Raw genomic sequence first — 17,785 nt, 5'->3', positions numbered from 1 at the left:
GCGCACAGGGAGGTGACGCGGTGAGCCCGTCGAGCGGCGCGGCCGAGCTGCCGGTGGTGCACAGCCTGGAGGAACTGACCCGCCTGATGCAGCGGCGGCGAGGGCTGTACGTCCGCTGGTCGCGGGGTCCCGCGATCGATCTCGGCCGGTCGTCCAGCATCGACGAGCTGACCGGCGTGCGGATGCCGGGCCTGTCGGCCAGCCCGCTCGACGTCGAGGAGTGGTGGGGTGACCGCTCGCCCGTCCTGTGGGCGGCCCGCAGGCTCTACGACTACGCCCACCTGCCCCACGAGAAGGGCCCCGGGGTGCGCCCCTGGATCCTCGCCGGGCGCGAGCGGGGCCGGGGCCCCGACAACGAACCCCTCGTGGCGGAGGTCGAGCCGCTGTGCTGGATCGACGACGCGGTGATCGACGAGGCCCGTGCCCAGGTCGCCGCCCAGGAGCACGCGTGGGGTCCGCTGCGCCGCGGGGGAAGCTGAGGCCCGGCGGCCGCGGCCCGGCTACTGCTCCCGCATCCCCCACGGCGAGCCGTACGCGGTCAGCAGGTCCAGGAACGGCCGGGCCGGGAACGCCTCGGGGCCCAGCACCCCGGCGCCCTCCCACGCGCGCGTGGCGAGCAGCTCCAGGGCGACGACCGGGTTGACCGCCGTCTGCCACACCACGGCCTGGCTGCCGTACTCCGCCATCGACCACTGGTTGTCGACCACGTGGTACAGGTACACCTCGCGCGGGGCGCCGTCCCTCACGCCGCGCACCCAGGTGCCCGCGCAGGTCTTGCCGTGCATCCGCTCGCCCAGGGTGGCCGGGTCGGGCAGGCAGGCGGCCACCACGTCCCGGGGCGACACCCGGACCGGCCCGTCCGCGCCCGGCACGGTCACCGGGTCGGTGCCGTCCAGGCCCAGCCGGTGCAGGGTGCGCAGCGTGTCGATGAACTCCTGCCCGAGCCCGTACTTGAAGGTGACGCGCCGGGCCCCGACCCAGCGGGGCACGAGCAGCACCTCCTCGTGCTCGACGTTCACGCACTCCACCGGCCCGATGCCCTCGGGGAAGTCGAAGACCTCGGGCTCGCTGAACGGCTCGGTGGTGTACCAGCCCCGCTCCGCCTCGTAGACGACCGGCGGGTTCAGGCACTCCTCGATGGTGGTCCAGATGCTGAAGGACGGCGCGAAGTCCAGGCCGTCCACGGTGAGGTTCGCGCCGTCGCGGACGCCGATCTCCTCGATCTCGTCGAACAGCTCGTCGGCGGCGTACCGGGCGAAGACGTCGGACAGGCCCGGTTCGACGCCCATGCCCACCAGCGCCAGCGCCCCGGCCTCCTCCCACGCGCCGGCCTCGGCGAACTGCTCGTCGCCGAGCTTCACCCCGCACTCCTCGTACGGCCGCTCCGCGTGCGGCCGGGACAGGGACATCGCCATGTCGACATAGGTGGCGCCCGCCGCCCGCGCCGCCCGGAACAGCGGCATCACGAACCGAGGGTCGGTCGCGTTGAGCAGCACGTCGCAGCCGTGCCGGGCGAGCAGCGCGGTCACGGCCGCCTCGTCGCCCGCGTCGACGCGTTCGGCCAGGAACCGGCCGTCGCCGTCGAGGGCCGCCACCGCGGCGGCGGAGCGGGCCGGGTCGTAGTCGGCGACCACCATGGCCTCGAAGAACGTGCGGCGGGCCGCGATCCGGGTGACGGCGGTGCCGACTCCGCCGGCTCCCACGAGCAGTACACGCATGACAGCACTCCCTGAGTCGATCTGTCGACTTCTCGGTTTGTCGTTCCGTAGTGGTGGCGCGCCCCGCTCTGGATACAACCCGCCGCGCTCGCTTAAGGTCAATGGCGTTGGCATAAGCCGTCGCCGCAGGGAGGGAGGGCCGGACGTGCCGAAGCCCGTCGTGCCCGAGGAGAAGCGGCGCCGTCGCCGGCCCACCCGCGGCGGCACCGTGCTGTCCGAGAAGCTGATCGTGGACACGGCGCTGCGGCTGCTGCGCGAGCACGGCAGCACCGGGCTCACCGCCCGCCGCCTCGGCCTGGCCCTCGACTGCGACCCCAGCAGCCTGTACCGGTACTTCCGCGGCATGGACGAGCTGACCCTCGCCATCGGCGACGCGCTGATCGGGCAGGCGCTCAGCGGCTGGCGGCCGACCGCCCGGTGGCGGGCCGACCTGCACGCCGTCGGACTGCGCATCCACGCCGCCTACGTCGCGCACCCGCAGGCGGCCCAGCTCACCGCCGGCAGGGTCACCGGGCGGGCCAACGAGCTGGCCGCCGACGAGGCCGTGCTGGACGTGCTGCGCCGGGCCGGCTTCCCGCTGGCCGAGACCGTGCGCGTCTACCACGCGTTCATCGACCAGACCCTGGCCTTCGCCGCCCTCGACGCGGCCTCCCTGACCCTGCCGCGCGCCTCCCAGCGCGCCGACGAGGCCATGTGGCGCTCCACCTACGCCCGCCTGCCCGCCACCACCCACCCCCGCATCGCAGAGGCCGCCCCGCTGCTCGCCACGCGCATGGTGACCAGTGCGTACCCGACGGCGCTGGAGATGCTGCTGGACAGCGCACAGGCACGGCTGGAGGAACTGAGGGCGGGTGACCGGGGGGAGACGGGCGACGGGGGAGAGTCCTGACCGGCGACTGACCGGCCGACCGCCCGCAGGAGGCGGGTTCCGTCTCACCCGCTCCCGCGTACGCGCCGCTCGTGCTTCCGCGCGCCCCTACTGGCCGGGGAGCGAGGCTGCCACCATCCCCCTGCGCGGCCCACGGCCGCGGCCACGGACACGGCGACGACGGGGGACGCATGGCGCGGCGATGGCTGGTGACGGGGTGCTCCTCGGGGCTCGGGCGGGCGCTGGCGGCCGCCGCCGCGGCGGCCGGCGACCTGGTGGTCGCCACCGCCCGCAGGCCCGCCACCCTGGACGACCTGGCCGGGCGGCACCCGGACCGGGTGTCGGCGGTGGCGCTGGACGTGTGCGACGCCGCGCAGTGCGAAGCGGCGGTCGCCCACGCGGTCGAGCGCTTCGGCGGCGTCGACGTGCTGGTGAACAACGCCGGGGCGGGGCTGTTCGGCACGGTCGAGGAGGTGTCCGACGACGAACTGCGCCGGCAACTGGAGGTGTTGACCGTCGCGCCGTGGCGGCTCACCCGCCTGGTGCTGCCCCTGATGCGCCGTCAGGGCTTCGGGCACGTCGTCAACGTCTCCTCGATCGCCGGGCGGATGGGGCTGCCGGGCCTGTCCGCGTACGTCACGGGCAAGTACGCCCTGGAGGGGATGAGCCAGGCCCTGGCGGCGGAAGTCGCGCCCTTCGGCATCCGGGTGTACGCCGTCGAGCCCGGCGGTTTCGCCACCCACTACGGCACCTCGCTGGCCGAGGCCGCCGACCGCATCCCGGCCTACGCGCAGGTCACCGGAGACGTCGAGGCCGGCCTGCGGGGCATGGCCGGCAACCCCGCGCTGAACCGGCCCGATGTCTTCGCCCACCACGTCCTGCGCCTGGTGGAGTCCCCCACGGCCCCCCTGCGCGTACCGATCGGCGCGGACGCCTACGACTTCCTGCAGGCGGTCGAGTCCGCGAACACCACCGAACTGACTGCCGCACGTGCCTTCACCCAGCACCCCACCGAACACCCGGACGCGGACCCGGCCCCGGCGACACCCACGGGGTGAACGAGGCGGCGGATGCCCCGATGCCGCTGCGGGCAGGCATGGCCGGGGCGTGGTCGGGCATGCGGGGTCAGAGGTCAGGGTGGCCGCCCGTCGACGTCACGGGCCGGGAAGGGGTGGAAGGTGAAGGGGTTCCGCAGCTTCATCCTGCGCGGAAACGTCGTCGACCTGGCGGTCGGCATCGTCATCGGGGCGGCGTTCACCGCCGTCGTCAACGGCTTCGTCAGCGCCTTCCTGACCCCGCTCGTGGGGCTGGCCACCGGGGCCACCGGCGACATGACCCACAAGGCCTTCTCCGTGGGCGGCACCAAGTTCCCCTACGGAGCGTTCATCAACGCGGCGATCAGCTTCCTGCTCCTGGCGAGCGCCCTGTACTTCCTCGTCGTCCTCCCGATCAACAAGCTGCACGAGCGCCTCGCCCCCCACCACGACGTCCAGGCCCCCAAGCGGGACTGCCCCGAGTGCCTCAGCCCCGTTCCGGCCGAGGCCCGGCGCTGCGCCTCCTGCACCGTCGCCCTGCCCGCGGTGCCCGCCCAGGCCGGGGAGACGACCCAGCGGGCCGGGTGACCGGACGCGGGGGCACCGCCCACCCCCCTCGCCCACGACCCCCGCTTCGTCCGCCCGGCTGACGGGCGCGGCGCACGCGCCGGCGGCCGCGACGGCATCGCCGCTCTCAGCCGAGCGCCGCGGCCGCCGCGCCCGCCACCGCCTCCGCCAGCGCCGCCATGGCCGGTGAGTCGAGCTTCCACTGCTGCCAGTACAGGGGCACGTCCAGCGGCAGCTCCGGCGCCAGGGACACCAGGCGCCCCGAGCGCAGCAGTTCGCCCGCCTGGATCTCGGGGACCATGCCCCAGCCGAGCCCGGCGGCGACCGCGTCCAGGAAGCCCTCCGAGGTCGGCACGGCGTGCCGCACCGCGCTCGCGCCGCCGGACCCGCGCCGCAGCCGTCGTACGAAGGCGTCCTGGAGGTCGTCGCGCCGGTCGAAGGTGACGACGGGGGCGAGGGCCAGGGCCTCGGGCAGCGGGCCGGCGAGGTGGCGCCCGGTGAAGGCGGGGGTGGCCGCGGCGAGGTAGCGCATCGTGCCCAGGCGCCGCACCGAACAGCCGGTCACGGCGTCCGGCGAGGACGTCACCGCCGCTATCACCAGGCCCTCGCGCAGCAGCTCCGCGGTGCGGGTCTCGTCCTCGCGGTGCAGTTCGAAGCAGAGCCGCGGCTCCGCCGGCACGCGGGTGAGCGCGGGCAGGAACCAGGTCGCCAGGGAGTCGGCGTTCACCGCGACCGACACCCGGGTGGGCTCGCCCTCGACGCTCATGCCCAGCTCGGCCCGCGTGTCGCGTTCCAGCCGGGCGAGCTGCCGGGCGAACCGCACGACGATCTCGCCGGACTCGGTGGGACGCACCGGCTTGGTGCGCAGCAGCAGCACCCGGCCCGTGCGCTGCTCCAGTGCCTTGACCCGCTGGCTCACCGCCGACGGCGTCACGTGCAGGGCGGCCGCCGCCGCGTCGAAGGTGCCCTCGTCGACCACCGCGAGCAGGGTCCGCACCTGGTCGAGGGGCAGGTCGCTCATCACGTCCGCTAATGATAGGTAAGAATCTTTAGCTGGACCGGCAGTGATCGGCTCCCTAGCGTGGAGCGCATGTCCCCCGCACTCACCGCCGCCGCGGCCGGTTTCGGCACCGGCCTGTCGCTCATCGTCGCCATCGGCGCCCAGAACGCCTTCGTCCTGCGCCAGGGCGTCCGCCGGGACGCCGTCCTCGCCGTCGTCGGGATCTGCGCCCTGTCCGATGCGGTGCTCATCGCGCTCGGCGTGGGCGGCGTGGGCGCGCTGGTGGTGGCCTGGCCCGGTGCGCTCACCGCGGTCGGCTGGGTCGGCGGCGCCTTCCTGCTCGGCTACGGCGCGCTCGCCGCCCGCCGGGTGCTGCGGCCGGGCGACGGACTGCGGGCGGCCGGCGACGCGGCGGGCTCCCGGCGCCGGGCCGTGCTCACCTGCCTCGCCCTGACCTGGCTCAACCCGCACGTGTACCTCGACACGGTGTTCCTGCTCGGCTCGATCGCCGCCGACCGCGGCCCGCTGCGCTGGACGTTCGGCCTCGGCGCCGCCCTGGCCAGCCTGTGCTGGTTCGCCGCCCTCGGCTTCGGCGCCCGGCTGCTCGGCCGCTTCCTGGCCCGCCCGTCGGCCTGGCGGGTGCTCGACGGGCTGGTGGCCGCCACGATGATCACGCTCGGTGTCCTGCTCCTCGCCGGAGGCTGACCGGCCTCGGCGGCCGGCGGGGACGGTGACATAGTGAACCCCGGCCCCGATAGGTGTAACGAGCAACCAGGAAGTCCGTGGACACGAGCGAGAGCAGCACACAGACGGGTTCGGAGTCCTCCGCGGGGGTGCCCGGGGCGCCGCCCCGGCGCGGCTGGCGCCGCTGGGCGATGGACACCCGCCCCCTGGGCATCCCGGCCTACCGCCGGCTGTGGACCTCGACCATCGTCACGGCCGTCGGCAGCCAGCTCACCGCCGTCGCCGTGCCCAAGCAGATCTACGACATCACCGGCTCCTCGGCCTGGGTCGGCTACGCCAGCCTGGCCGGCCTCGTGCCCATGGTGCTGTTCGCCCTGTGGGGCGGCGCCGTCGCGGACACCGTGGACCGCCGCAAGCTGCTGCTGGTCACCAACACCGGTATCGCCGTCACCTCGGTGCTGTTCTGGGTGCAGGCCGTCACCTCGCTGGACTCGGTACCGGTGCTGATGGTGCTGCTCGCGCTCCAGCAGGCATTCTTCGGCCTGAACGCGCCCGCCCGCACCGCCTCCATAGCCCGGCTGGTGCCCGCCGACCAGCTTCCCGCGGCCAACGCCCTGGGCTCGACGGTCACCCAGACCGGCCTGGTCGCGGGCCCCCTGCTGGCCGGTGCGCTGATCCCCGTCATCGGGCTGCCCGAGCTGTACCTGATCGACGCGCTCGCGCTGTGCGTCACCGTCTGGGCGGTGGCCCGGCTGCCCGCCCTGCCCCCGCTGGGCGGTGCCGGGGCCCGGCGCGCCGGGCTGCGGGAGATCGCCGAGGGCTTCCGCTACATCGCCGGGCGCAAGGTGCTGCTGCTGTCGTTCCTGGCCGACGTCATCGCGATGGTGTGCGGCATGCCCCGCGCCCTGTTCCCGCAGCTCGCCGCCGAGACGTACGCCTCCTACGGCGAGGGTCCGGCCCTCGGCCTGCTCTACGCGGCGATCCCCGTCGGCGCGGTGCTCGGCGGGCTGTTCTCCGGGACCTTCTCGCGGGCCCGCCGGCACGGGTGGATGGTGATCGGCGCGGTCGTCGCCTGGGGCGCCGCGGTCGCCGGCTGCGGGCTCAGCGGCAGCCTGTGGTGGGCGGTGGCCTTCCTGGCGGCGGCGGGTGTCGCGGACATGGTCTCGATGGTCTTCCGCGGGGCGATCCTGCTGTCGGCGGCCACGGACGAGATGCGCGGCCGGATGCAGGGTGTCTTCACGGTGGTGGTCGCGGGCGGACCCCGCCTGGCGGACGTCCTGCACGGCACGGCGGGCTCGGCCTTCGGCCCGCGGGCGGCCGTGACGGGCGGCGGTCTGCTGGTCGTCGCCCTCATGCTGGGCCTGGCGGCGACGGTCCCGGCGCTGCGCCGTTACCGCATCTGAGCCCGGGCCGGGCACGCCCGGCCCGGCCCTGGCCGGTGGCCGCCCTTCCGCCCGCGGACTGGCCGGTTCCGGGGCTGTTCGGGGCGGGGGCGGGCGGCGAGGCTGGCCCGGCGCAGCAGCAGCGCACCCCCGACCGACCGGAGGAAAGCGATGAGACGACTCCCGCGCCGCGTGGCGGCGGCGTGCGCGACAGCTCTGGCCGCGGCCGCCGTCACCGTCGGCGCCCCGGCACAGGCCGCGCAGGCGTCGACCACCACGCACTGCCCGACCTCGCTGTCCCTCGCCCTCCTGCCCTCGGGCAGCGGCTACTTCTTCCCGAACCTGTTCGTCTCCCGGTCCGCGTGCGGCTTCGTCGACGGTGGCCCGCTGTACTCCTTCACGGTCGACAAGGCGACGTCCAACGTGTCGGTGCTCTCCGGCCCGCCCCGCCCCTACGTCGTCGACAACCTGTCGGTGGTGTGCTCCGCGGTGACCGTCGACGGCGACAGCGTGCGGGCGAGCGGGTGCGGGCCGGCCTGACCGGCGGGCTCCGGCCGGTCCTCAGGGATCTTGCCTTCCGCCAGGGGCGTCGAGTGCGTCGGCCCAGGCCCGCAGCTCGGGGGCGTCCAGCGTCGGCAGCCACCCGTCGGCCCGGGAGGCGCCGTCGCCCTGCGGCCGGGGGCCGACGCCCAGGACCCGTAGGCCCGCCCGGCGGGCCGCTTCCACACCGGTCAGGGAGTCCTCCACCGCCAGCGCCCGGTGCGGGGGGACACCGCACAGCCGTGCCGCCACGGCGTACACGTCGGGGTGCGGCTTGGGGCGCACCCGGTCCCCGGTGTCGGGGACGACGAGGTGCTGGAAGTGCCCGAGCAGCCCGGCTCGTTCCAGGCTGCCCTCGACCACGACCCGCGGGCAGTTGCTGGCCACCGCCAGCGGTAACCGGCCGGAGAGCAGCCGGACGAGCCGGGCCGCACCGGGCATCGTCACCGGTTCGTCGGTGACGAGGGCCAGGAAGTGGTCGAGGAGCGCGGCTGTGAGGTCCTCGGTCAGCTCGGGCTTGTGCACCGACTGCGCCATGAGCCGGCCGCAGTCCTCGTAGTGCAGGCCGAGGGCCTGCTCCGCGAACCCGGGCGGCGGCTGCAGGCCGTACTCCTGGAAGGCCCGGCTGCGAGCCTCCTGCCAGTGGCGTTCGCTGTCCATCAGGGTGCCGTCGCAGTCGAAGACGACGGCGTCGGGCGACCAGTCGAGCAGGTCGTGGTGTGAGGTGGTCACGGGGGCCTCCCAAGCCTTCGCGTGCACGCGCACGCGGCATTCCCGGCAGGAAATGGAAAGGTGAGTTCCGCAACGTTATTTCCGTCCAGGAAATGCGGCCAATAACTCTTTCCGGTGACTCGACGAGCGCCTGGAACGGGCGTATGGCCGGGCGGTGGCGGCAGCGGCGGCACGGGCACAGGGACGGTCAACGCCCAGCGGAGTTAGGGGAGTTGTACCGCGCCCAGGGTCAGGCGGGGGCCGACGTGCCCCACGTCCGCCGCCACCCGCACGCGTGCGTACTCGAAAGAACTCCGCATTCACCGCACGCACAAGCCCGTACGGACCCCGGGCGTACGCGGGCGCAAAAAAGATCGGTCAGAAAGCGCCCCGGCGCTTGATCGCGTACTGCTCCATCAGCTTGCCCCGGGTCATCTCCAGCCGGTGGGCGAGGATCTCGGCGACGATGCGCACCAGCGACAGCCCGAGTGCCGGGTCCTCCTCGCACAGCTTGAGCACCGGCTGGGCCTCGAACTCGTACGCCCGCACCGGGCTGAACGCCTCCGCGCCGAAGTCCCACCGGTACGGCGGGAACAGCCACGACCAGCCGAGCAGGTCGCCCGCCGAGAGGCCGGCGACGGTGACCCGCTGGTGGGTGGTGACCTGCTGGTCGAGGGAGACGGAGCCGGAGCGGACGACCCAGAAGCGGTCGGCCCGGCCGCCCGCCTCGAAGATGCGGGTGTCCTCCGCGAAGGACACCTCCCGGGCCAGGGTCATCAGGCGCTGCCGCTGGGGCGGGGGGAGGGCGGTCAGGAGTTTGGTCGCTTTGGTCATGGCGCGTGGCTCCTCGCCGGGCGGTCGGGGGGAAGGTGCTTTCCCTATGCCCATTTCAACCGCTGCCGTCGCGCCGGGCACCTCGGCGGTGCCGCGCCGCGTTCCGGACAGGAAAGAGCCCTGGCTGGACGGGGGAAGCCAGCCAGGGCCGTTACGGGTGATGTCGGGGGAGGGGGGACTCGACCCCGTCACCACGTATGGATGAACGGTAAACCATTCGCGGGGGTGATGCGTAGTCAGAACCCGGTCACGTGACCCGTTTCACTCCACTGTGCCATGCCGAGCCCGGTTCGCACAGCGTCCGGACAGCTTTCAGTCGTCGGTTCTCGGCTCCGCGCCGTGGCGCCCCGGCGACAGGATCTCGTCCAGCACCTGCACCACGGCCTCGTAGGCGAGCTGCCGGCCCCGCGCGTCCTGCGCCACGTCGACGCCGCCGCCGGGATCGCCGTCCCTCTCCGGCCCGCGGGCGCGGGCCTCCCAGGTGCGCAGTTCCTCTTGTGCGTAGCGGCGTGCCCGCTGGATGCGCCGCAGCAGTTCGTCCGAATCCACAACTTCCGCCATGCGGTGCGCGTACCCCGAAGCACGCCGTCGATGACGTCACCCGCGCGGGCCGCCGGAATGACCGCTTTCCCTGAGTTGGCCACGTTTGGGGCGCGGGATGGTGGCCAGCCGCATGTAAGAGGGTCCAGCCAAGAGGCCCGCCACCAGCCGGTACCACTCAAGGAGCGAAAGGATGCCCATGGACCACGGCACCGCTGCCCTCGGTGCGCCCGACCATCCCGACCGGCTGCACGGGGACGGACCCTGCCGCCCCGCCGACGTCCGCAGCGCCGTGCGGCGCGTGGTCTGCGCCTGCTGCCGCACCCCCGGGGTCCGCTACGACGACGCGGCCCTCTCCGACGCCCTGCTCGTCGCGTCGGAGCTGACGACCAACGCCATCCTGCACGGCGGCGGTGTCACGGAGTTCGACGTCGGCCTCGACGGCCGGGCCCTGCACGTCTCCGTCTGCGACCAGAGCGACCGGCCGCCCGTCCTGCGCGAGCTCGACGAGCGGGGCCGGCGCCGTGCCGGAGGGCGGGGGTGGCCGATCGTCTGCCGGCTGTCCGAGGACGTCCGCGTCGCGGACCTTCCGTCGGGCGGCAAGCGCATCACGGCCGTCGTCCCCCTGTCCTGACCGCCGTCCCGACCCCTCTCGCCGCCCCTCGCGGACGATTCCCGACTCGCGGAGTTTGTTCTTCCGGGAGGGGGGCAGACGCAGTTTCGTGCTTCGGACCGGAGGCGCGCCAGCGGGAGCGGTATGACCGCCCGGGGCTTCTGGTCCCGGTCGGCAGCGACTCTCCCGTGGTCAACCCCCCAGAAACCACCGTTCGGGAGCGAAAACCGCATGCCTATCGACATGTCGACAAGCCGATCTGACGCCGCTCTGCTCGAGACGGCCGACCCCTCCGCACAGACCCCTGCGCCCGCCCGCACCCCGTCGCGGCGCAACCACGACGACGCCCCCGACACCATCAGCCGGTTCCAGCGCCTGGCCGAGCTGCCGCCCGGCCCCCGCCGGGACGCCGTGCGCGACGAGCTCGTCACCGCCTGGCTGCCCATGGCCCACCGCATCGCCGGCCGCTTCCGCGACCGCGGCGAGTCCCTGGAGGACCTGCGCCAGGTCGCCGCCCTCGGGCTGGTCAAGGCCGTCGACCGCTTCGACCCCTCGCGCGGCGCCTTCGAGAGCTACGCCGTGCCGACCATCACCGGCGAGATCAAGCGCCACTTCCGCGACCGGATGTGGGCCCTGCGGGTGCCGCGCCGCGTGCAGGAACTGCGCAACAAGGTGCGCGTCGCCCGCCGCGAACTCACCCAGAACCCCGGCGCCCCCGAGCCCTCGGTCGCCGACATCGCCGGGCACACGGGCCTCACCGAGGAGGAGGTCGCCGCGGGCCTGGAGGCGCTGGAGAGCTTCAGCACCCTCTCCCTCGACGCCGAGCTGCCCGCCGGCGACGACGGCTACAGCCTGGCCGACACCCTCGGCGGCCCCGACGCCTCCTACGACATCGTCATCGACCGCGAGTCCGCCAAGGAGGGGCTGCGCCGCCTGCCCGAGCGCGAGCGGGCCATCCTCTACATGCGCTTCTTCGAGGACATGACCCAGAGCCGCATCGCCGACAAGCTCGGCATCTCCCAGATGCACGTCTCCCGGCTGATCAGCCGGAGCTGCGCCCGCGTGCGCGAAGAGGCCCTCGGCCGCCGGGGCGCCGCCTCCGGCCCCCTGGCCTGAACCGCCCGCACCACGTACCGACCCGACCCGCATGAGGAGCGAACGACCGATGTTGATGCCCCATCCCGCCGTGCTGCGCCGGCTCGTCGACGAGTACCAGGCACTGAGCCAGACGGCGGGAGCGGTCGGCGAGGAGCCGGCCACGCGCAGTACCCGGGAGCAGGACCTGGCCTACACCCTGTGCGTGTCGACCGGTACCCGCGACGTGATGGACGCCCTGGAGACCGCGCGCCGCTGGCTGACCGCCGCGGCCGTGCCGCCGGCCGAGCAGACCGGCCCCGGGACCCACGTCCTGGTGTGAGGCCGGTATGACCCGCCGGATTGCGGACACAGGCATGGGGGGTCCGGTGACGGCCGGACGAGGACACGCCTGACAGGGCGCTGCGGTGAAGGGCGAAGGGGGAGGACGTCATGAACACGAGTGCGAGCGCCTTGGCGCGCAACGGGCGCACGGGGGCCGAGCGGGCCGCCCGGGGATCGGTGACCAGGGGCGCGGCACGGGCCGGCCTCACCGCCCGCGGGGTGATCTACCTGCTGGTCGGCGTGCTGGCCCTGAAGATCGCCTTCGGTGAGGGGCAGCAGCAGGCCGACCGCAAGGGGGCCCTGGAGGAGATATCCCACCAGCCCTTCGGCAAGTTCCTGCTGTGGGCCCTCGGCATCGGGCTCGTGGGCATGGCGCTCTGGCGGCTGTCCGAGGCCGTGTTCGGCGCGGCCGGCAAGGACGGCCGCAGCGCCCGCAAGCGGCTGATGGCGGCGGGACGGTGCGTCTTCTACTCGTTCGTGGCCTACTCGGTGCTGTCCTTCGCGGCCGGCTCCGGCGACGGCGGCGGGTCGAGCGACAAGCAGTCCCGTGACGTCACCGCCCGCGCCCTCGACCTGCCCGCGGGGCAGTGGCTCGTGGGCGCGGCCGGCGTCGGCATCGTCATCGCCGGGCTGGTCCTGGGCGGCCGTGCCGTGATGCGCACCTACCGCAAGAAGATGAACCTCGGACAGCTCAGCCCGCGGATGCGCCGCCTCGTCGACATCACCGGTGTCGGCGGCGGCGCGGCCCGCGGGCTCGTCTTCGCCGCGGTCGGCGTCTTCGCCGTACGGGCCGCCGTGGAGTACGAGCCGCAGAAGGCCAAGGGCCTCGACGACACCCTGCGCTCCCTGGCCGACACCCCGGCCGGACCGGGCCTGCTGGTGTGCGTCGCGGCCGGGCTGGTGCTGTTCGGGCTGTTCTCGTTCGCGATGGCCCGCTGGCGGCGGGTCTGAGCCCGGCCAAGGAGGGAACCCGGTACGGATGATGGAACCCGAGCACCCGTCGGACGGACGGCCCGTGGACATGTACCTCGACCTCCTGCGCGTCCGCATGGACAACGACGACTACCGGCTGCTGCTCCAGGTCGTCGCCCCCGCGCTGCGGGCCCTGGACGAGCAGCCGCCGGAAACCCTGGACTTCTCCCTGGACCCCGACGACACGCAGAGCCTGCCGCAGCAGATCCGCGACGAGGCGGCGCTGGTCATCGCCACGGCCGTCACCGGACGGCTGGACAACCAGCTGGTGGAGCTGGACATCGACGAGACGGGCCCGGTGCGCGTGGTCACCGACGCGGCGACCGCGTCCGACCCGGACCGGCTCGCCGAGATCGCGTCCTACATCCGCCGGCGCCACCAGGACACCGAGGAACTGCGCGGCATCGCCGAGGCGAGCGGCATGCCGACCGATTTCTGAGCACGGGACCACGGCGACCGCCGCGGTCCCGTGCTCACCCGTGCGGTCTCACCCCCGCGGTGCGGCCACCGGGACGTCCAGCGGCCGGGCCAGGCCCACCACCGCCTCGTCGAGGCGCTGCAGGTGCCGCAGCACCCGGTCGGTGACCCGCCCGTAGCGCGGTGTCGACGGCACCCCCGGATTCAGCAGCGACGCGATGCTCGGCCCGGTGCGCACCGGCTCCGCCGAGCGCTCGTCGCCGACGTGCGCCGCGATCGCCCCGATGTTGCGCAGGATGCGCTCCCCGGCGCCCCGCAGCCCCGGATCGGCCGCGATCGACGGGTGCGTGGGCAGCAGCTCGGCCGTCGCGGCCAGCGACCGCGCGTGATAGGCACACGTCTCCAGCAGCGCCACCACGTACCGGGCCGTCTCACGGCGGGTCCGCAGCGGGGTCACCGGGTGCGTCAGCGGCTGCGTGGCGGCCCGCAGGTCCGCCAGCGCCTGGTCCAGGTCCCGGGCCCGCTCCAGCAGGTCGACCGGGGGACCGCCGCTGAGCTGGTCCATGGCGGCCGAGGTCACCTCGGTCAGCCGGTCCAGCACCGTCGTGAGCAGGTCGTTCGTGCGCCGGTCCGTGTGCACCGGCAGCACCAGCGCCGCCGCGACCACCCCGCAGGCCGCGCCCAGCGCCGTCTCCTCCACCCGCAGCACCAGCACCGACAGGCTGTAGGTGTGCAGCAGCGTGTACAGCACGCCGAGCGCCGCGGTCACGAAGAAGGACATCAGCGTGTACGACAGGGGAGCGGTGTAGAACATCGCGAACACGCACAGCAGCACCACCGCGAACGCCGTCCACGTGTGGTGCCCCACCAGCCCGGCCAGCACGATGCCCGCGACGACGCCGAGCACGGTGCCCACCAGCCGCCGGTAGCCCTTGACCAGGATCTCCCCGGTGGAGGCGGTGTTGATGAAGACGATCCAGCAGGTGAGCACCGCCCAGTACCAGCGCTGCGAGGACAGGAACTCGCCGCCGACGATCGCCAGCAGGGAGCCCACCGCCACCTGCACGGCCGCCCGCGTCGTGGGCCGGCGCAGCCCCGTCTCCGGCTCGCTCGGCTCCTCGGTCTCCTCCGCCACGCCGATCGCGGCGTCCTCCGCGTCCAGCTCCTCGCGGGAGCGGGCGGTCGCCGGACTGTCGTCGGCGTCGTCCTGCGGCCCGTCCAGCGCGATGCGCAGGCCCAGCACGGCGCGGGCCGCCTCGCCGATGCCGCGGAACACGTCCTGCACGGCCGGTGACGCGCTCGGCAGGTGCTCGTCGTCGCGGTAGCCCAGCAGCCGGTTGCGCACCTGCGCCAGCCCGGTCCCGGACGCCGCGGCCACCGGGCGCCGCACGAGCAGCGCGAGGGCCGCGAGGTCGCGGCGCAGCGCGTCGCTCGCCTCGTCGCGCACCGGGAGCCGGCCCCGCCCGGGCAACTGGGCGCCCGGCAGGTGCAGGGTGAGGGTGTCGGCCCGGCGGGCGCTGCGCGCGGTCAGCAGGAGCAGTCCGAGCCGCTCGGCGGCGATCTCCGCGTCCGCGATGCGGCGCTGCACCAGCCGCGCCACCGCCTCGTCGGGGGTGCCCTCCTCCAGCCGGCCCTGGATCATCATGGCGGTCTCGTGCAGCCGCGCGGTGCCCTCCCGCACCTGCTGCAGGACCCGGTCGACGTCGTCGGGACCGGCGTCCAGCAGGTCCGCCTGGGCCTCGAGGAGCTGCGCCAGCCGGGCCCGGAACGCCTCCCGCAGCCGCAGCAGGATGCCCGTCGGGGTCTGCGGGACCAGTGCGAACCGCGCCAGCGCCGCACAGGCGAACGCGATCGCCACGGTCCCGAGGAACCCCGGCAGGCTGGCCGGGGTCACTCCGACGAACAGGGACGCGAAGTACGTCTGGAAGCCGATCAGGCCGAGCGCGGTGCCCCGGTCGCCGAACCGGCGGCCGTAGACCGCGCAGAAGATGAGCACCACGAAGAAGGCGTCGCCGGCCAGCACCCGGGAGTTCAGCAGCGCGCTCAGCGACACCGACGCCAGCGCCACCGGCAGGCCGAGGGCCAGGGTGACGGCCTGCGGCGCGCGCTGCTTCTCCCGGACGGCGAACGTGGCGACCATCGCCGCGATCGCGCCGGCCACCAGGTGCGTCACCCCGGCGTCAAGGGCGGCCAGCACGGCCAGGCTCAGCGCGATGGACAGGACGGTGCGCAGCCCCGCGGCCAGTCGCAGCAGTCCCGGGTCGGACGCCGCCACGCGGTCGCGCACCTCGGACCACACCGACCGTTCCGCTGACCTCACGCCGCCGTACTCTCTCCCGCCTCGCACCCGGACCTGATCATCAGCATGCCACGGCGGGCCGGGTCACCCGGCGGCGGGTCGGCTCCCCTCGACGTGGGCCCGCACCTGGTCGGGCGTCAGATACGTGTCGGTGTACTCGAAGTCCTTCAGCTTGGCCGGCCGGCGCGCCTGGAAGCCGGTGCGGACGAAGTCGTCACCGGCGAGCGCGTTCAGCGTCCAGTTCGTCGCCACCCGCACCTTGGCCACGCCGGTGCGCAGGGCCCACCAATGGTAGCCGCGCGCCGCCGCCTGGGCGGGCAGACCGCGCAGTTCGACCCCCAGCGGCTTGGACACGGCGTCGCGCCCGCCGAGGTCCACGACCAGGCCGAGGTCCTTGTGCTCGTACGGCTGCAACGGCGTGCCGCGCAGCGTGGCGATGACGTTGTCGGCGACGGCCTTGCCCTGCCGCATGGCGTGCTGCGCCGTCGGCGGGCACACCGCGCCCTCCTCGCCCTTGGCGAGGTCCGGGACGGCTGCGGAGTCGCCGAGCGCGAACACCCCGTCGGAGCCCGGCAGGGTCATCTCCGGGGTGACCACGAGCCGTCCGCGCGTCGTCTCCGCGCCGAGCGTGGCGATCAGCGGGCTCGCCACGACGCCCGCGGTCCAGATCAGCGTGCGGGTCGGGACCACCCGCCCGTCGGTGAAGGTGACCTCCTCCGGTCCCGCCTTGGCGATGGACACGCCGAGCGAGACCTCGATGCCGCGCCGGCGCAGCACCTCCTGCGCGCTGCGGCCGAGCTTGTCGCCCAGCTCCGGCATCAGCTTCGGCGCGATGTCGATCAGGTGCCACTTGATCAGCTTCGGGTCGAGGCGCGGGTAGCGCCGGACCGCGCTGTGCGTCAGCTTCTGCAGGCAGGCCGCGGTCTCGGTGCCGGCGTAGCCGCCGCCGACGACCACGAACTGCAGCCGGGAGGCCCGCTCGGCCGGGTCCTGGCTGGCGTCCGCCAGGTCGAGCTGGGAGATCACGTGGTCGCGGATGTACGCGGCCTCCGCGAGCGTCTTCATGCCGAACGCGTTGTCCGTCAGTCCCGGGATGTCGAAGGTGCGGGTCACGCTGCCGGGGGCGAGCACGAGGTAGTCGTACGGCTCGTCGACGATGCGGTCGGTGATGGTGCGGATGACGCAGACCTTCGCCTTCAGGTCCACGCCGATCGCGCCGCCGGGGATGATCCGGGTGCGGTACCTGGCGCTGCGGCGCAGGGACAGGGCGATCGACTGGGGCGTGAGCACCCCGGAGGCGACCTGTGGCAGCAGTGGCAGGTAGAGCTGGTAGGAGAAGGGGGTCACCAGGGTGACGTCGGCTTCGTCGGGGGAGAGCTTGCGTTCCAGGCGCCGGACGCACTCCACTCCCGCGAAGCCCGCGCCCACCACCAGAATCCTGGGTCGTGTCACGTCGTTCCCTCTTTCTGCGGCTCCTGCGGTCTGCCTTGATCCCTCGCCATGCACCTGCCCGCCCCGGACGGCTTCGCACCTCCTCGATCCCACCGCGCCCGGCCCGCTCGCGCCACCCGGACGGGCCGAGCAGACGAACGCCGTCCTCGAACACCTCGTCGGGCAGGTCGGGCCGTGTAGGCCCCGGCCCCTCGGGTAGCCCGACGTACATGACAAAAACGGTGGTGGCCGGAGGGTACTGACGTGGGGTGCGCAGAGGGCGCCGACGACGGGCAGGCGGCGCGGGAGGCGACCGCGCGGCGGGTCGTCGACGCGATGGAGGGTCTGGTGGCGTGCTGGCTGGCGGCGGCGGACGGAACCACGCCGCGGCTCCCGGCGCGGCAGCTTCTCGCGCTGCGGACCGTGGGGCGCAGACCCGAGATCAACCTCACCGCGCTGGCCGGGCAGCTCGGCATGGGCCTGCCCAACGCCAGCCGGCTGTGCGACCGGCTGGAGGCGGCGGGCCTGCTGGAGCGGACCGTGCCGCCGTGCAACCGTCGGGAGGTGCGGCTGGCGGTGACCGCGTACGGGCGGCGCGTGCTGGCCGACGTCACCGAGCGGCGGGTCCGGGGGCTCGCGGCCGTGTTCGCGCACATGACCCCCGGCCAGCGGGCCGCCCTGGAACAGGGCCTGTCCGCCTTCCACCGGTCCCGCACCGCGGACCCGCGGCCGCCGTAGGGTGCCGGGGACGCCCCC

The 17,785-nt window shown here is 74.1% G+C and carries 20 protein-coding genes; 13 read left to right on the top strand and 7 right to left on the bottom strand.

The features are described from left to right. Window positions 1-20 precede the first annotated feature (20 nt). Window positions 21-479, top strand: a complete 459-nt coding sequence (locus tag E4U92_RS08455) for a DUF6098 family protein (RefSeq protein ID WP_137299679.1) — start codon at window positions 21-23, stop codon at window positions 477-479. A gap of 21 nt (window positions 480-500) precedes the next feature. Here E4U92_RS08455 and E4U92_RS08450 read toward each other — a convergent pair whose 3' ends face one another. Then, window positions 501-1,718 (bottom strand): saccharopine dehydrogenase family protein, encoded by a 1,218-nt coding sequence (locus tag E4U92_RS08450; protein ID WP_137299678.1) that lies wholly within the window; start codon window positions 1,716-1,718, stop codon window positions 501-503. Window positions 1,719-1,863: 145 nt separating this feature from the next. On the opposite strand from E4U92_RS08450, the gene E4U92_RS08445 reads away from it, so the two are divergent. The 3 genes from E4U92_RS08445 to mscL all read left to right on the top strand — a co-directional run bounded on the left by E4U92_RS08445 (window position 1,864) and on the right by mscL (window position 4,208). After that, the gene (locus E4U92_RS08445; protein ID WP_137299677.1) at window positions 1,864-2,607 is read left to right on the top strand and encodes a TetR/AcrR family transcriptional regulator; all 744 of its coding nucleotides are present in this window, start codon (window positions 1,864-1,866) and stop codon (window positions 2,605-2,607) included. Between the two features lie 170 nt (window positions 2,608-2,777). Then, window positions 2,778-3,644, top strand: a complete 867-nt coding sequence (locus E4U92_RS08440; RefSeq protein ID WP_137299676.1) for an SDR family oxidoreductase — start codon at window positions 2,778-2,780, stop codon at window positions 3,642-3,644. A 120-nt stretch (window positions 3,645-3,764) separates the two neighbouring features. Continuing rightward, window positions 3,765-4,208, top strand: a complete 444-nt coding sequence (gene mscL, locus E4U92_RS08435) for a large conductance mechanosensitive channel protein MscL (protein WP_137299675.1) — start codon at window positions 3,765-3,767, stop codon at window positions 4,206-4,208. Window positions 4,209-4,314: 106 nt separating this feature from the next. On the opposite strand, the gene E4U92_RS08430 is transcribed toward mscL, so the two are convergent. Further along, window positions 4,315-5,208 carry a LysR family transcriptional regulator ArgP gene (locus tag E4U92_RS08430; RefSeq protein ID WP_137299674.1) on the bottom strand — a complete coding sequence of 298 codons (894 nt, stop codon included), beginning with the start codon at window positions 5,206-5,208 and terminating at the stop codon, window positions 4,315-4,317. 69 nt (window positions 5,209-5,277) lie between these two features. On the opposite strand from E4U92_RS08430, the gene E4U92_RS08425 reads away from it, so the two are divergent. The 3 genes from E4U92_RS08425 to E4U92_RS08415 all read left to right on the top strand — a co-directional run bounded on the left by E4U92_RS08425 (window position 5,278) and on the right by E4U92_RS08415 (window position 7,793). Next, the gene (locus E4U92_RS08425) at window positions 5,278-5,892 is read left to right on the top strand and encodes a LysE/ArgO family amino acid transporter (RefSeq protein ID WP_137299673.1); all 615 of its coding nucleotides are present in this window, start codon (window positions 5,278-5,280) and stop codon (window positions 5,890-5,892) included. A 77-nt stretch (window positions 5,893-5,969) separates the two neighbouring features. Continuing rightward, the gene (locus E4U92_RS08420; RefSeq protein WP_137299672.1) at window positions 5,970-7,274 is read left to right on the top strand and encodes an MFS transporter; all 1,305 of its coding nucleotides are present in this window, start codon (window positions 5,970-5,972) and stop codon (window positions 7,272-7,274) included. Between the two features lie 150 nt (window positions 7,275-7,424). After that, the gene (locus E4U92_RS08415; RefSeq protein ID WP_137299671.1) at window positions 7,425-7,793 is read left to right on the top strand and encodes a hypothetical protein; all 369 of its coding nucleotides are present in this window, start codon (window positions 7,425-7,427) and stop codon (window positions 7,791-7,793) included. A 21-nt stretch (window positions 7,794-7,814) separates the two neighbouring features. Here the strand turns inward: E4U92_RS08415 and E4U92_RS08410 are convergent, their stop codons facing one another. The 3 genes from E4U92_RS08410 to E4U92_RS08400 form a co-directional block, all read right to left on the bottom strand. Continuing rightward, the gene (locus E4U92_RS08410; RefSeq protein ID WP_137299670.1) at window positions 7,815-8,525 is read right to left on the bottom strand and encodes an HAD family hydrolase; all 711 of its coding nucleotides are present in this window, start codon (window positions 8,523-8,525) and stop codon (window positions 7,815-7,817) included. Between the two features lie 357 nt (window positions 8,526-8,882). Further along, window positions 8,883-9,338: a cyclic nucleotide-binding domain-containing protein gene (locus E4U92_RS08405; RefSeq protein WP_137299669.1), complete on the bottom strand. Its 456-nt coding sequence runs from the start codon at window positions 9,336-9,338 to the stop codon at window positions 8,883-8,885. A 312-nt stretch (window positions 9,339-9,650) separates the two neighbouring features. Beyond that, window positions 9,651-9,899, bottom strand: coding sequence for a hypothetical protein (locus E4U92_RS08400; protein WP_137299668.1), 249 nt, complete (start codon window positions 9,897-9,899; stop codon window positions 9,651-9,653). Between the two features lie 172 nt (window positions 9,900-10,071). On the opposite strand from E4U92_RS08400, the gene E4U92_RS08395 reads away from it, so the two are divergent. The 5 genes from E4U92_RS08395 (at window position 10,072) to E4U92_RS08375 (ending at window position 13,321) form a co-directional block, all read left to right on the top strand. After that, window positions 10,072-10,512, top strand: coding sequence for an ATP-binding protein (locus E4U92_RS08395; RefSeq protein WP_168725070.1), 441 nt, complete (start codon window positions 10,072-10,074; stop codon window positions 10,510-10,512). A gap of 210 nt (window positions 10,513-10,722) precedes the next feature. Then, window positions 10,723-11,607 (top strand): SigB/SigF/SigG family RNA polymerase sigma factor, encoded by an 885-nt coding sequence (locus E4U92_RS08390; protein WP_137299667.1) that lies wholly within the window; start codon window positions 10,723-10,725, stop codon window positions 11,605-11,607. Between the two features lie 49 nt (window positions 11,608-11,656). Further along, a complete protein-coding gene (locus E4U92_RS08385; protein ID WP_137299666.1) occupies window positions 11,657-11,908 on the top strand; it encodes a DUF5133 domain-containing protein in 252 nt (83 codons plus the stop codon). 110 nt (window positions 11,909-12,018) lie between these two features. Continuing rightward, on the top strand, window positions 12,019-12,861 hold the full coding sequence (locus E4U92_RS08380) for a DUF1206 domain-containing protein (protein WP_137299665.1): 843 nt from the start codon (window positions 12,019-12,021) through the stop codon (window positions 12,859-12,861). Between the two features lie 28 nt (window positions 12,862-12,889). Then, window positions 12,890-13,321: a hypothetical protein gene (locus E4U92_RS08375; RefSeq protein ID WP_137299664.1), complete on the top strand. Its 432-nt coding sequence runs from the start codon at window positions 12,890-12,892 to the stop codon at window positions 13,319-13,321. Window positions 13,322-13,369: 48 nt separating this feature from the next. Here E4U92_RS08375 and E4U92_RS08370 read toward each other — a convergent pair whose 3' ends face one another. Together E4U92_RS08370 and E4U92_RS08365 are read right to left on the bottom strand one after the other, a co-directional pair. Continuing rightward, entirely contained in the window at window positions 13,370-15,619 is a 2,250-nt protein-coding gene (locus E4U92_RS08370; protein WP_229862461.1) for an FUSC family protein, read from the bottom strand. Window positions 15,620-15,682: 63 nt separating this feature from the next. After that, complete coding sequence (locus tag E4U92_RS08365) at window positions 15,683-17,050, bottom strand: NAD(P)/FAD-dependent oxidoreductase (protein ID WP_137299662.1); 1,368 nt, start codon at window positions 17,048-17,050, stop codon at window positions 15,683-15,685. A 243-nt stretch (window positions 17,051-17,293) separates the two neighbouring features. Between E4U92_RS08365 and E4U92_RS08360 the strand changes: the two genes are divergently transcribed. Then, on the top strand, window positions 17,294-17,767 hold the full coding sequence (locus tag E4U92_RS08360; protein ID WP_229862465.1) for a MarR family winged helix-turn-helix transcriptional regulator: 474 nt from the start codon (window positions 17,294-17,296) through the stop codon (window positions 17,765-17,767). Window positions 17,768-17,785: the final 18 nt, after the last annotated feature.

The organism is Streptomyces galbus (genome assembly GCF_005280195.1).
Taxonomy (GTDB): Bacteria; Actinomycetota; Actinomycetes; order Streptomycetales; family Streptomycetaceae; genus Streptomyces; species Streptomyces galbus.
The sequence above is the reverse complement of the archived record's forward strand: the minus strand, read 5'-3'. Positions and strand labels throughout refer to the sequence as shown.